Genomic DNA, 14,383 nt, shown 5'->3' on the forward strand with positions numbered 1-14,383 from the left:
ATAAGCCGGTGGAAGAGAAGGAATGGAGGTATTGATTTGGCTGGCAATAAAGTAATCATTGTAGGAGCATCTGGAGCAGTGGGACAGGAAATGTTGAAAATTATGGAAGAAAGGAATTTCCCGGTGAGCGAATTGAAACTTTGCGCTACCGAACGTTCCGCCGGCCAAGAAATGCTCTTTAAAGGTAAAGCTTATACGGTTGAGGAAACCACGCCGGCTTCTTTTGAAGGTATGGAAATCGCTTTTTTTGCCGGTGGCGAGGCTAGTTTGGAATTCGGCCCGCTGGCGGCAGAAATGGGTGCTGTGGTTATTGATAACAGCAGTAATTTTCGCCTAGACCCGGATGTGCCGCTGGTGGTTCCCGAAGTTAATCCGGAGGATGTTAAAACTCATAAAGGCATTATTGCTAACCCGAACTGCTCAACAATTATCATGGTGGTGCCCTTGAAAGCGATATATGATGTTGCGGGCATTAAGCGGGTGGTGGTATCCACTTATCAGGCGGTAAGCGGGGCAGGGGCTGAAGGGATTACAGAATTAACCGAACATACCCGGGCTGCGCTGGATGGCGGCGAAGTTGTTCCGTCTAAATTTCAATATCCAATTGCTTTTAACTTAATACCACATATTGATGTATTTCAGGAGATGGATTACACTAAAGAAGAATGGAAAATGGTCAAGGAAACTCGTAAAATTTTGCATGATGATGCTCTGCAGATCACCGCGACAACGGTTCGAGTTCCGGTTTACCGCAGCCATTCGGAATCCATTAATATAGAAACCAAAAGCAAGGTCACAGCAGAGCACGCTAAGAAAATACTGGCGGATTTCCCTGGGGTGATTGTACAAGATAGTCCTGCTGACAAGAAGTACCCAATGCCTCTTTACACTTCCGGTAAGGATGAGATATTTGTAGGCCGGATAAGGGAGGACAATTCAGTGGATAAAGGGCTTAATATTTGGGTGGTGGCTGACCAATTGCGCAAGGGGGCAGCTACTAATGCGATACAAATAGCGGAGTTGTTGATTAAATACGATTGCCTTGGGAAAAGGTAGTGTTTAATGACATTCCTGGTACTTAAGTTCGGGGGAACTTCACTAATTTCCCCAGAACTTAGGAAAAAGGAGGCGGCAAGATTATTGCAGTTAAAGAAGACGGCTATGCGTCAGTGGTAGTTGTTTCAGCCATCGGTCGACAGGGTGATCCATATGCCACGGATACCTTGGAAAATCTATTGATATTTACACTGACGTGGAAGTTATTATAACCAGCCGAGCACGGAGGCTAAAACCCTGGAGGTCATTACCTAGTGATGAGATATGCCACCTAGCTCATGAAGGTGCCAAATCCGCCATTGCCCAGCGTTATTAGTCAATAACAGCCCCGGTATCGAAGGCTTCATTCAGCCGGGCTGCATGTTTAAAACTTTGGCTCAAACGGAGTGAGTATTGATTTTGTTATATATACTTGCAGCAGTTTCGTTTGTTGTTCAGGGTAAAAAGCTTTAAACTGCGGTCCGTGCATTGGAAACCGCTGGTTATGCCGTAAAAGTAACTACCCAATGTGCTAAGGTCTCTGCGGTGCAGGTATATTTGAGGTTCCTGGAGTTTTAGCTGATATGGTTGAAGCGCTAGAAAGAAATGATATTCAGATATAGCAATGCAACGACTCTTATACTACTATCTGGATGCTGCTCAGACACGAGGAAATGGAAAATGCCGTAAGGGCTCTGCACAGGCAGTTTAAGTAAGCCCACAAAAAGCAGGGCAGTTAACCTGGAAGGAAGGTGCAAGTTTTGGGTATTGATTTTGGGAGAGTATTAACGGCGATGGTAACCCCATTTAAAAAGGACCTAACAATTGATTATGACCAAGTTAAGAAGTTGGCTCGTCACCTGGTGCAGTCGGGTTCGGACGGCTTGGTCATTTCCGGTACTACCGGTGAATCGCCTACCCTTACCAAAGATGAGAAAGTGGAGCTTTTCCGTGTGGTAGTGGAAGAGGTTGGTGGTGATGCCGTGGTTATTGCCGGTACGGGTAGTAATGACACAGCGTCAAGCATTGAATTGACTCAGATTGCGGAAAAGGTGGGAGTGGACGGGGTTATGCTGGTGGTGCCATATTACAATAAGCCTTCCCAGGAGGGACTATACCAGCATTTTAAAACCATTGCCCAGAGTACTAATTTACCTGTCATACTATACAACGTACCAGGGCGTACTGTGGCAAATATTTTACCTCAAACTGTTGTACGATTATCTGAGATCGAAAATATAGTGGCGATCAAGGAAGCTTCAGGCAACCTTGACCAGGTTAGCGAGCTGCGGCGCTTGTTACCGGATCATTTCGCTATATATAGCGGGGAAGATTCTTTAACCCTGCCCATTTTGTCCTTGGGCGGCATGGGAGTTATCAGCGTGGCTTCCCATATCATTGGACAACGTATTCAGGAAATGGTAAACGCCTTTACTTCAGGGAACATTACCATGGCTACAAAAATACATTGTAGTATATACCCGGTTTTTAAAGGCATGTTTATCACAACTAACCCGGTGCCTGTTAAAACTGCTCTTAATATGCTGGGATGGCAAGTGGGTGCACCTAGACTACCGTTGGTTGATGCCACTCAGGAAGAAAGGGATGCTATCAAGAAAATGCTATCTGATGCTAACCTGTTATAAATAATGATATTTCAAGGAGCCTGAGAGGCTCCTTTTTTGTATTATAAATCACTAGCGTTGCATAAAAGTAATTTTCCATTTTCAAGGTTATGTCTAAAATATCAATTGATGTAGCGTTTTTGTAGTTTTGGTGTATAAAGGAAAATAATTTTCTCTTCACTGTGTTAAAGGAAGAACCAATTAATTAGTAGTCATCATCCACATTTTGACAGTAATATGTTTCTATTAAACTAAAAGATCGTTGGTCAAATCGTAAAGGTAAAGTGCTTCGCCTGCTTCCACTTGCCGTACTATTTCTTGAAAAATAGTTTCATGGTCTATTTTTCGCCGTCCTTTTGATTTGCGTTTAGGCTTATGGTAAAGCTTCTGGACGAATACGGTAATAGATTCGTACATGCAGGCATCAAGCAATCTTTTAATTTTTAGTAATGGTCCCTTGTACTCTGTTCTCAACTTAATTAACATTAACAAGCAATAAGTAATTAACGCTATGAACAACTGATTTTGCACTGCTTGCTGACTTGTGCCGTAGAAATGCTTAACTGAAAAATGCTGTTTTATCCATTTAAAGAATAGTTCTATTTGCCAGCGGTTGCGGTAGATGTCACATATTTCTTCAGCATCCAGTTTGAAATCGTTAGTGATGATAATTACAGGTTTACCTTGAGTGTCTTCGACTTCAATAAGTCTAAGAGAGCGTTTCATCTGATTAATGCCCTTTGTTCCCAGGCAAACGATTTGATGCTTTTTAATTAAACCTGTTGTAAATACCGGCAATTCCTTGATCACTTCAATCTTAACGTTGCCCTTTAGGCGGGTAACAAACCTGGTACCGTTGTGCAGTAGTTGTCAAATTTCTTGTAGTCCAGATATCCGCGGTCAAAAACATTTAATGCGTCTTCATCCATAACTACCAGTTCGTCCATTTGGGTTTTGTCAGCGGGTTTGGCAGGTGTGATTATTGCCTTATCCGGTACAACTCCTTCTTTACAGAACCTAAGCCTTTGATGTAGCTTTATGCCGCCTTTTGTATTTCTAAAATCAGCCCATTGGTACTGGGAAAGACAGAGAGTGATAGTCGAAGAGTCAATGAGGTAAATACGGCCAAATTGACGGGTGATACTATCAAAACCAATTTCTTTCCCAATTTCAATAATGCATATTTTAGCAGCAGCTGCATCACTTCCGGAGGTAAATCCTTTAATCGACGGGATATCTGTGAAGCACTAAAAGAATCAAGATTCATTGCCTGGCTAAATTGGTTTTCGTTAAGACTATTGCTAATATCCCTAATCCACTATACTGTTCCAATTGGGCGAAGATGAAAAGAATAATCAGCTGTTTGGTGCTTAACTTTTTAACATACTTAAGTTTCAGATTATCAATTTGCTCATAAAAAGTTTTATTAAAAACCGGTTTAAGTAGTTAAAAAATGTGGATTTTGTTGTATCCTTGTCCTGCATTTGAATCTCCTTATTCTAGAGATTTTGGACAAGGACTACCCATATCTCTATAATAAGGATTTTTTTTGCAAGAACAGGTTTATCTGCCATTTCGGCGGAATATGAATAATTTTAACTGTTTTTAAGTGTTTTTCAAGCTTGACGTTTATAAATTCTATTTATGTAACGATAGTGATTTTAAATATATTTATGGTAACTAATATTTTTTGAAAATCTGGTTATTTCTTGTTTATGCTTTCAAGATAAAGTATAATGTATTGACGAGATCTGAACGGACTTTATAACAAAAATAAAATATTTTCCCGCCTTCTCCTAATTCTCACCAAATTCTCATTTTTTTTGATAAAAATTTGTACAATATTAGGAGGTATAGTATGGCGCGTGAACCTAAAGTATCCTTGATCCCTTTGGGGGGACTAGGTGAGATTGGCAAGAACATGATGGTGGTGAGATACGGGGAAAATATTTTGGTTATTGATTCCGGCCTGATGTTTCCTGAAGAAGATTTGCTGGGTATTGACGTTGTAATTCCGGATATCACCTATCTTATGGAAAATAAGAATATAGTACGCGGTATTGTGCTTACCCATGGTCATGAGGACCATATCGGGGCTTTACCATATGTGCTAAAGCAACTGAATGTGCCGGTTTATGGCACCAAACTAACTTTGGGGATCTTGGGCGGAAAGTTGCGCGAGCAGCATATGTTAGACAATGTTAAGTTAAACTGCATAGTACCGCGGGATATAGTTTCTATTGGCCCGTTTAAGGTTGAGTTTATCCGGGTTTCCCACAGTATCCCCGGTGCTGTGGCACTTGCTATTGAGACACCTGTGGGAGTAATTATTCATACCGGTGATTTTAAAATTGATCCAACCCCTGTGGATGGGGAAGTAACTGATTTTTACCGGTTTGCCCAGCGAGGGGAAAAAGGTGTACTGGCTCTGTTAAGTGACAGTACGAATGTAGAAAGGCCCGGGTACACTATGTCCGAACGGGTAGTGGGACAAACTTTTGCCGATACCTTTAGAAAAGCCCGGGAAAGAATTATCGTAGCCACCTTTGCCTCTAATGTACACAGGTTGCAGCAAGCTATTACCATGGCTAGTCACTATAATAGGAAAGTGGCTGTGGTGGGACGCAGTATGGTTAACGTAGTAAATATCGCTTGTGAGCTGGGCTATCTGCAAATGCCGGATGGTTTACTGGTGGAACTTGATGAGGCTTCCAGGTTACCTAGGAATCAAGTTGTCTATTTAACTACTGGTAGTCAGGGAGAACCGATGAGTGCTCTAACTAGAATGGCCAGTGGTGATCACCGCCAGGTTGAAATCATGTCCGGTGATACAATTATTATTTCTGCCAACCCCATTCCAGGCAATGAAAAACTGGTGTCCAGAGTTATAGACCAGCTTTTTAAACTAGGTGCCAATGTCATTTACGAAGCGGTATCGGGTATTCACGTAAGTGGACATCCCAGCCAGGAAGAATTAAAACTAATGATTAACCTGGTTAAACCCAAGTATTTTATACCGGTACATGGAGAGTATCGAATGCTCATTAAGCATGCACAGCTAGCCGTAGATATGGGTATCGCGGAAGCCAATATTTTTGTGGGTGAAAACGGCCAGGTGCTAGAGCTATCAAAACGCGGCGGCCGCTTTGCCGGGCGGGTTACCTCCGGGCGAGTACTGGTAGATGGCCTGGGTGTAGGTGATGTAGGAAACATTGTACTGCGTGACCGACGTCAGTTATCTCAGGACGGTATCTTAATCGTTGTGGTAACGATCAGCCGTGATTCAGGAATGATTATATCTGGACCGGATATTGTATCCCGTGGCTTTGTGTATGTAAGAGAGTCTGAACAATTAATGGACCAAGCCAAGGAAAAGGTGAAATCAGCTTTAGACAAATGCAGTTCTCGTAAAATATCGGAGTGGGCATCCATAAAATCCCAGATTAGGGATGATTTAAGTAGGTTTTTATTTGAAAAAACCAGGAGAAGGCCAATGATTCTACCCATCATAATGGAAATATAAATACTTGCCAAAAATACACAGGTGTATAACCTGTGTATTCTTTTGCCTTATTATGCATACTAATAGGGAATTTCCAGAACAACTAGTAGAACGGAGAGGATACTAATGTCTCACTACCATTCATACAATGAGGTGCCGGGTGTATTCCCTTATCACCCACCGTCTGAACCCGGACCAGAAACTGATCCGCATCATCCGGAGCAACCCTGTGATGATCCAAATACTGAAAAAACCAGGGTAGTTGGTAAAACCAAGAATAATACTTTAGAAACTGTCAAAGAAATGGGCACCACCCAGGTGCCCGAAATTAAGAGTAATATCCATTGCTTAACTATCGTAGGCCAAATAGAAGGGCATTTAGTGCTCCCACCGCAGAATAAAACCACTAAATATGAGCACATGATACCTCAATTAGTGGCTTTGGAACAAAGCCCTGAGGTTGAAGGTATTGTAGTTGTATTAAATACTGTGGGCGGCGATGTAGAGGCTGGCTTGGCTATTGCTGAAATGATCGCCAGTTTATCAAAGCCCACTGTATCAGTAGTACTAGGTGGCGGTCACAGCATCGGTGTGCCTATAGCGGTGGCCACAGATTATTCTTTTATTGCTGAAACTGCCAGTATGACGATTCACCCGATCCGACTTAACGGATTGGTTATCGGTGTCCCCCAAACCTATGAGTACCTGGATAAAATGCAGGATCGGGTTGTGCGGTTTGTTACCGCACACTCGCAGGTTTCTCAGGAAAAATTCAGGGAGCTGATGTTTCGCACTGGGGAGTTGGCCCGCGACATCGGCACTGTTTTAATTGGGCATGAAGCTGTAGAATGCGGTTTAATCAATGAGGTTGGTGGCGTACAGCACGCCATGGTTAAACTGAAAAATTTAATTGAAGAATGGAAGGATAGAAATGGGGTGCCTCTGCAGTGATACTTTACACACCTATGCAATTAGAGCTCGTGCTGGCTGGGTTAGAGCAGATGAAACATTACCCGGAAAGAAAAACTACTGTCAATGGAGTACCTGCACTTGTACGTAATGTGGGTGACAGGGAAGAGTTGGTGCAGCTTTTAAGCACTGATCCCCAGGATTATTTGCGTTCAGACATATACCCGGGCGTTACCGTAATGCCGGTCAGATAAAGACAATTTATTGAAGAATAGGTTACCTAATAAACCAAAGCTGTGGTATTTATCATATAAAATAAATACCACAGCTTTTTTTTAGAATAAATTCTTAGCAGCATGGTTTGTCCTTATGTTATAATGATGCTGTTTATCTATAAAGGGTGGTGGTGGTTTGGACTTATTTCAAGCTGTAGTACTGGGTATAGTGCAGGGTTTAGGTGAGTTCTTGCCCATTTCTAGTTCCGCTCATTTGGTGTTGATTCCTTGGCTAGCTGGTTGGCCATACGCCGGACTAACTTTTGACGTGGCTTTGCATGTGGGTACACTATTTGCGGTGATGGCCTTTTTCTGGCGGGATTGGCTGATTTTAATTAGTGATGGGCTGCGGGCTAAAAAAACTGTTGAAGGAAGATTATTTTGGTATATCATACTAGGTACTATACCCGGAGCACTGGTGGGATATTTGCTGGAAGACCAGGCGGAAACAATTTTCCGCAACCCGTTATTAATTGGTATTATGCTGATGATTATGGGTGTCATACTATATCTAGTTGATACGCGTTCTCTTGCTACGAAAAAGTTAGATGAAGTGGGTTTGAAAGAAGGACTAATGATTGGTATATCCCAGTCCCTGGCTATTATCCCAGGTGTTTCACGCTCGGGTATTACTATGACCGCCGGCCGGTTAATGGGTTTGACACGTGAAACCTCAGCTCGCTTTTCCTTTTTATTATCAACACCCATTGTTGCTGGTGCGGGTTTAAAAAAACTAACCGAGATAACTGCTGGTGATATTAACACATCCTTTATCATTGGGGTGGCAGTATCAGCGGTGGTGGGTTTCTTATCTATCAAATTTTTATTAAATTATCTAGCACAGCGAAGTTATTCTATTTTTGTATGGTACCGCTTGTTAGTGGGATTAGTGGTTATTGTTATTTATTTCATTAGATGAGGACTGTGAATGTTTCTGCTGCTTTACCTGTGCTAGCGCTTGGCTACGGTTTGCAGCAGCATTTATATAGTAATTAAAAAAACATCTAGAAGTCCTAAAAACAGGCTTTTAGGTGTTTTTTATCTTTAACGGGATGGATTTTCTTTTTCTTGGAAGGAATTATATGTAAAAAATGGAATAACTTATTTATCAAGTGGGGGGGTGATTTACTATGTCGGATAAGTTGTCATATGAAATAACTGGCATTATATTATTTGGCTTAGCCTTGTTGGTATTACTGAGCATTATAAATCCTTCGTTAGGCTTGGCGGGAAGCTTATTAAACGTTGCCTTGATGCATATGGCTGGGGAGGGAAGATATTTATTTCCTGTTTTACTGGCGGTCGCGGGTTATAAAATGTTTTGCCGGAAAAAGAAAGCCAAAAAAACCGTAAATTTATACGGCGCGATAATTATAGCTATCGTGGTGTTAACTCTTTTACACCTGTCCATTCCTGAGGATTATATTATTAAAGCTGGATGGCAAGGCGATGGTGGTGGCATTATCGGGGGAGTTGCTTATTATATCTTGATCAAGTCGTTTGGCGATCCTGGGGTCTATATTATACTGGTCACTATGTTTATGGTCGGCTTTTTATTGTTGTCGAATCAGTCTTTAGTTACAATGTCAAAAAACACAATTAATAAAATAAGTCAGGGTCTAAAAAAAACGATACGTATGGTGGATGAATTCCTGTTTTATAAAACTGAAGAAATTGAAGAAGAAGGGGATTTGTATCCGGTAATCATTGACCGGTGTAATGCAGGACACTTAAATTCCAGAGAAGTTGGTGATGAAGATTACCCGTCAAGCACTTTGCATAATAGCAGAATAAGCAGTTCGGTATCGAACACCAGGGAAAAAGGGGAAAAACCTAATGTTGTTTACTATCGGCCCTTAAGGCAGCCTGCTAATACAGGTAAGCTGCTTGATAACGAACAGGTGGGAGACCGTGAAACAGAGGAAACTATATCATTTGGTCAGGAACTACCTGGAAGCGAGGAACTGTCAATAGCTGAAAAGAAGTACCAGCTGCCACCTGTTTCATTGTTGGCCAAACCATCCCGTGGCAAAGCAAGTAAGGATAATCGAGATATTAACGATAATATTAAAGTATTGGAGGAAACATTAGGTAGTTTTGGTATTAGGGTTCGAGTTACTCAGGTTTATAAAGGACCCGCGATTACTAGGTATGAGCTTCAACCGCCATCGGGAGTTAAGGTTAGCCGAATTGTTGGACTAGCTGATGACATAGCCTTAAGCATGGCTGCTTCTAATGTCCGCATCGAGGCGCCGGTACCTGGCAAGGCGGTGGTGGGTATAGAAGTACCGAACAGGGAAATCGCCACGGTTTTTCTAAGGGAACTTGTGGAAACAACGGAATACCAACAAGCGAACTCACATCTTACCATTGCTTTAGGCAAAGATATTGCAGGTCAGCCGGTTTTGGATGACTTAGCCCGCATGCCGCATCTGCTGATTGCTGGAGCTACCGGAGCGGGGAAAAGTGTTTGCTTAAACACGTTGATCGCAGGCTTTTTATTTAAATCAACGCCTGAGCAAGTAAAATTGATGATTATTGACCCAAAGATGGTAGAATTAGCAGCTTTTAACGGTATTCCTCACCTAGTGTCCCCAGTGGTTACTGATCCCAAAAAAGCTGCCACATCGTTGCGCTGGGCGGTTAAAGAAATGGAATACCGGTATGATTTATTTGCTGGTTGTGGTGTGAGGGATATCACTCGTTATAATAAGTTGATGCTACAGCAAAATAAAACGCAGTTGTCGTTACTAGTGATTATTATTGACGAGCTAGCAGACTTAATGATGGTGGCTCCTGCGGATGTCGAAGATGCTATATGTAGATTGGCCCAGATGGCCAGGGCGGCAGGTATTCATCTGGTGGTAGCTACTCAACGGCCATCAGTGGATATCATCACTGGCTTGATTAAGGCTAATATACCTTCCCGTATTAGCTTTGCGGTTTCCTCACAAATAGATTCCAGAACGATATTAGATATGGGGGGGGCGGAAAAATTGTTGGGCCGTGGTGACATGTTATTTTACCCGGTGGGGGCTAGTAAACCAATCAGAGTCCAGGGGGCTTATTTATCTGACCGTGAAGTTGAATTGCTGGTTCGGTACTGGAAACAACAATCTGAGCCGGAATATGACCCCAGTATTGCCGATGAGGTTAGTAAAGCTGGTGAGGAATTAAGTGATGAACTGCTGCCACTGGCCGTGAAGATTTTTATTGAAAGCGGACATGCTTCCATCTCACTGCTGCAGCGCCGTTTGCATATCGGTTATGCCAGGGCTGCCAGGTTAATGGATATTATGGAGAAAAAAGGGTATGTAGGTGGTTACGAAGGTAGCAAACCCCGGGTGGTATTAATTACGGAAGAAGAGTACAATAATAAGTTTTATGATGTAATTGCTCCCCAGGCGGGGAATGATAAATGAAAAGAGGATTATATTATTGAAATGTCGAAGAATAATTTTGTTATTTATATTCCTACAGGGGGTAATTAATGGATAAAGATATTGATATATACCAGCTCGCACATATGGCAGCTGGTATACCTGTTATTGACCTGAGATCGATGGAATATAGTGAAGCCACAATACCTGGTTGCCTATAACATACCCTTGTTGGATAACATTGAACGGTCTCTGGTGGGCACAGTTTATAAAAATCATAGTATCGTAGAAGCTAGAGAACTGACCATGGATATCTTGGCCCCAAAGCTACCTGTTTTCATAAAATCTTTTCAAAAAATTGCTCCGGAAAAAAGTAGTGGTCTTTTGCTGGCGTGGCGGCGAACGCAGCCATTTTGCAGTAGTATTTTAGCTAACATGGGTTTCCAGGTCTATCGGATTAACGGTGGATATAAAGCCTACCGGGACTATGTCAGAGCATATTTGGGTAGGGAAAATCTACCCTTTTGAGCGGTGGTGGTGCACGGTTTAACCGGGGTAGGCAAAACGATTTGCTCATCGCCTTAAAGGATATGGTTTATCCCGTGCTTGATTTGGAAGGACTGGCTAAACACAGGGGTTCAGTATTTGGCAAAATAGGACAACCTCCTTCACCCGGGCAAAAAATGTTTAGTCATATATCGAGAGGGATTTACAAAAAGCTGAGCAATACGGGATATATATAGTTGAATGTGAAAGCCGGCGGTTGGGAAACCTGTATGTACCTGCATCAGTTATGAAAAATATGCAGTCAGGCATCGGGTCCTATTGTATGCTTCCTTAAATGCGCGGGTGCAACGTATAAACAGAGACTTCCGGAGTATAACATTCCGGGGAGGTGATGGTTTTGTCCATTGGTGAGGAACTGCGGCAAGCCAGGCAGCAAATGGGAGCATCGTTGAAAGATGTGGAAAACGAAACTAAAATTCGTACAAAGTATATCAATGCAATGGAAAATGATGCCTTTGACGTGCTGCCGGAAAAGGTATATGTCAAGGGCTTTTTGCGAACATATGCTCGCTTTCTAGGCTTGGACGGAGACACATTGGTTACCCAGTATGAGGAACAGTTTAGACCCCGGTTGGCAGCTCAGAAGGCTGGTGTAACTACCCGATATTCAAAACCTGCGATCCGGTGGAAGGGTTTTGCTATTGCTGTACTAGCCCTGGTGGTGCTTGCCCTGATCTACCGAGGTGGTTTTGTATTAGGGAACCTGTCCGATGATATTGCGGACATCGGACAGCAGTCGGGAACTTCGAATCAATATAGTGTAGATGAACATAAAGGACAGGCACCCAAAACTGACCAGGAGACAAAAACGGTTAACATGGTTTTGCAGGTGGTTGGAGGAGAAAGTTGGATCAAAATAGCGGTAGATAATAAGTATGTGTTCGAGGGAACGTTAGGACCCAATCATGTTAGACAATTTACCGGACGGGAAAAAATATGGGTAAAGTTTGGTAATGCCGGTGTGGTAAATGTGAAGGTAAATGACCAGGATTATGGTTTTCTTGACGGTCCTGGTCAGGTTGTAACCAGGACGTTTACAAAAGATGATGGTCAGCAAACAGCCGGGGGGTAACCGCCCCTGGTTTTTACTTTATTTGCATATTCTTTGACAGTGTCGTATGCAGTGAGTTATACTGGTTTAAGAATTTAAAAAAGGTGCTAAATAATGTCTATTTTAATTGGATTGATTAGTTTGGGCTGTGCGAAAAATAGGGTAGATTCAGAGGTACTGCTAGGGCAATTGCACCAGGCAGGCTATACTTTGACAGGTGATATTAACAAGGCAGAGGTAATTATCGTTAATACGTGTGGTTTTATCAATGCGGCTAAGGAAGAATCGATAGCCGCGATTTTGGAAGCTGCCCAATATAAAATAATTGGTCGGTGCCGAAAGCTGTTGGTGGCGGGTTGTTTATCCCAGCGTTACGGTAATGAATTGTTGCAGGAAATGCCAGAAATTGATGGCATTATGGGGACTGGAGCGGTGCCAGAGGTCGTGAAAGTATTGCAAACAATACACTCGGGACATAGACCGCTGGCAGTTGGTGCCCCTGGCTATATCCCAAAGAGACTGGAGGCCAGAGTGCTAACTACACCCAGCTATGTAGCTTATCTAAAAATTGCCGAAGGATGTGACAATTGCTGCTCATATTGTGCTATTCCCGCCATCAGAGGTCCTTACCGTAGTCGTGACATGGATGATATTGTTAGTGAAGCGCAGTGGTTATGTTCCAGCGGTGTTAAGGAATTAATCGTTGTAGCTCAAGAAACCACTCGCTACGGACGGGATATATATGGCCGGTATGCGCTGCCCGAACTTTTGCAGCGGCTGGCGGCAATTGATGAGTGCCGTTGGGTCAGGCTCATGTATTGCTATCCTGATTCTTTTACAGATAGTCTAATAGAATTATTAGCTACAACTCCCAAAATATGTCGGTATATAGACTTACCATTGCAGCATATTAATAACCGGTTGTTGCGGTTAATGAACAGGCGAGGCAGTAAAGAGTATATCATCAAGCTGGTGGACAAGCTGCGCAAGTCAATTCCCGGCGTGACATTGCGGACCACCTTTATTGTCGGTTTCCCCGGTGAAACTGAACAGGAATTTAATGAGTTGCTTGATTTTATGGAACAAGTTAAGTTTGAACGAGCCGGTGTCTTTGCTTATTCGCCTGAGGAGGGTACTGCGGCCGAGATGCTACCGGGTCGCATTCGCGATAACGTGGTAGCGGAAAGGGTAAACCGGGCAATGAGTTTGCAGCAGCGTATATCATTAAGCCACAACCTTGACAAGGTTGGTCAAGAGCTTATGGTATTGGTGGAGGGCTGGGATGATGATGCAAAAATGTACTGGGGCAGGACAGAGGCAGATGCTCCAGAAATAGACGAGAAGGTTTTTTTTACATCCCGTGCAGTGGTTCGGGAAGGTGATTTTGTGCAGGTCAAGGTGCTAGATGCTGCAGAATATGATTTATCAGGAGTACGGACAAAATGAATTTGCCAAATCGTGTGACTTTACTTAGAATTTTTATGGTACCAGTTTTTCTGGTTATCCTGGCTTTACACCTGCCGTGGGGGGATTATATCGCAGCTGCTGTATTTGTGCTGGCTGCCTGCACCGACGGACTGGACGGCTATATGGCTCGCAAACACAAGCAGATAACCAGCTTGGGTAAATTATTAGATCCGCTAGCTGATAAATTACTTATTTCAGCCGCATTGATTGCTCTGGTAGAGCTGGATAGGTTATCCGGATGGGTTGCTGTGGTGATTGTAGGACGTGAATTTGCTGTTACAGGGCTGCGTTCCCTGGCTGTTGCCGAGGGGGTAGTCCTTGCAGCCAGTAAGCTAGGCAAAATAAAAACGGTGACTCAAATTGTTGCAATTGTGGCTTTGTTTTTGCGAGATTATCCCTTTAATCTAATTAACATACCTTTTGGTAATATGGCTATGGCTGTGGCTGTTGTTTTTACCATCTGGTCAGGCATGAATTATTTTCAGCAGGCCGGTTTTTTATTGCGAACCAAAGACTAATAATAACTAGCAACAACCTATCTGCCATGCAGTGGGTTGTTTTTGATCTCATCA

13 protein-coding genes and 1 pseudogene are annotated in these 14,383 nt (G+C 42.8%); 13 read left to right on the forward strand and 1 reads right to left on the reverse strand.

From position 1 onward, the window contains the following. The first annotated feature begins 36 nt into the window (after positions 1-36). From SPSYN_RS11650 to dapA, 3 genes are all read left to right on the forward strand, one after another. A complete protein-coding gene (locus SPSYN_RS11650) occupies positions 37-1,056 on the forward strand; it encodes an aspartate-semialdehyde dehydrogenase (protein ID WP_161822656.1) in 1,020 nt (339 codons plus the stop codon). Positions 1,057-1,688: 632 nt separating this feature from the next. Continuing rightward, the gene (locus SPSYN_RS16520) at positions 1,689-1,751 is read left to right on the forward strand and encodes a hypothetical protein (protein WP_480935910.1); all 63 of its coding nucleotides are present in this window, start codon (positions 1,689-1,691) and stop codon (positions 1,749-1,751) included. A gap of 45 nt (positions 1,752-1,796) precedes the next feature. Further along, positions 1,797-2,681, forward strand: a complete 885-nt coding sequence (gene dapA / locus SPSYN_RS11655) for a 4-hydroxy-tetrahydrodipicolinate synthase (protein ID WP_161822657.1) — start codon at positions 1,797-1,799, stop codon at positions 2,679-2,681. A gap of 225 nt (positions 2,682-2,906) precedes the next feature. Here dapA and SPSYN_RS15780 read toward each other — a convergent pair. After that, positions 2,907-4,144, reverse strand: a pseudogene (locus SPSYN_RS15780) (IS4 family transposase). Between the two features lie 374 nt (positions 4,145-4,518). Here SPSYN_RS15780 and SPSYN_RS11665 point away from each other — a divergent pair. The 10 genes from SPSYN_RS11665 (at position 4,519) to pgsA (ending at position 14,329) form a co-directional block, all read left to right on the forward strand. Further along, the gene (locus tag SPSYN_RS11665; protein WP_161822658.1) at positions 4,519-6,183 is read left to right on the forward strand and encodes a ribonuclease J; all 1,665 of its coding nucleotides are present in this window, start codon (positions 4,519-4,521) and stop codon (positions 6,181-6,183) included. 105 nt (positions 6,184-6,288) lie between these two features. Then, on the forward strand, positions 6,289-7,113 hold the full coding sequence (locus tag SPSYN_RS11670; RefSeq protein WP_161822659.1) for a ClpP family protease: 825 nt from the start codon (positions 6,289-6,291) through the stop codon (positions 7,111-7,113). Continuing rightward, positions 7,110-7,325: a YlzJ-like family protein gene (locus tag SPSYN_RS11675; protein ID WP_161822660.1), complete on the forward strand. Its 216-nt coding sequence runs from the start codon at positions 7,110-7,112 to the stop codon at positions 7,323-7,325. The genes SPSYN_RS11670 and SPSYN_RS11675 overlap by 4 nt, the downstream gene beginning before the upstream one ends. Positions 7,326-7,482: 157 nt before the next feature. Then, positions 7,483-8,265 (forward strand): undecaprenyl-diphosphatase UppP, encoded by a 783-nt coding sequence (uppP, locus tag SPSYN_RS11680; RefSeq protein WP_161822661.1) that lies wholly within the window; start codon positions 7,483-7,485, stop codon positions 8,263-8,265. Between the two features lie 211 nt (positions 8,266-8,476). Continuing rightward, a complete protein-coding gene (locus SPSYN_RS11685) occupies positions 8,477-10,768 on the forward strand; it encodes an FtsK/SpoIIIE family DNA translocase (RefSeq protein WP_161822662.1) in 2,292 nt (763 codons plus the stop codon). Positions 10,769-10,918: 150 nt separating this feature from the next. Next, complete coding sequence (locus SPSYN_RS11690; RefSeq protein WP_161822663.1) at positions 10,919-11,254, forward strand: tRNA 2-selenouridine(34) synthase MnmH; 336 nt, start codon at positions 10,919-10,921, stop codon at positions 11,252-11,254. Further along, complete coding sequence (locus SPSYN_RS11695; protein WP_161822664.1) at positions 11,251-11,469, forward strand: hypothetical protein; 219 nt, start codon at positions 11,251-11,253, stop codon at positions 11,467-11,469. The genes SPSYN_RS11690 and SPSYN_RS11695 overlap by 4 nt, the downstream gene beginning before the upstream one ends. A gap of 161 nt (positions 11,470-11,630) precedes the next feature. Next, the gene (locus SPSYN_RS11700) at positions 11,631-12,365 is read left to right on the forward strand and encodes a helix-turn-helix domain-containing protein (RefSeq protein WP_161822665.1); all 735 of its coding nucleotides are present in this window, start codon (positions 11,631-11,633) and stop codon (positions 12,363-12,365) included. A gap of 93 nt (positions 12,366-12,458) precedes the next feature. Continuing rightward, a complete protein-coding gene (gene rimO / locus SPSYN_RS11705) occupies positions 12,459-13,790 on the forward strand; it encodes a 30S ribosomal protein S12 methylthiotransferase RimO (protein ID WP_161822666.1) in 1,332 nt (443 codons plus the stop codon). Further along, entirely contained in the window at positions 13,787-14,329 is a 543-nt protein-coding gene (pgsA, locus tag SPSYN_RS11710) for a CDP-diacylglycerol--glycerol-3-phosphate 3-phosphatidyltransferase (RefSeq protein WP_161822667.1), read from the forward strand. Before rimO ends, pgsA begins: the two co-directional genes overlap by 4 nt. The last annotated feature ends 54 nt before the right edge of the window (positions 14,330-14,383 follow it).

Source organism: Sporotomaculum syntrophicum, assembly GCF_009932395.1.
Taxonomy (GTDB): domain Bacteria; phylum Bacillota; class Desulfotomaculia; order Desulfotomaculales; family Desulfallaceae; genus Sporotomaculum; species Sporotomaculum syntrophicum.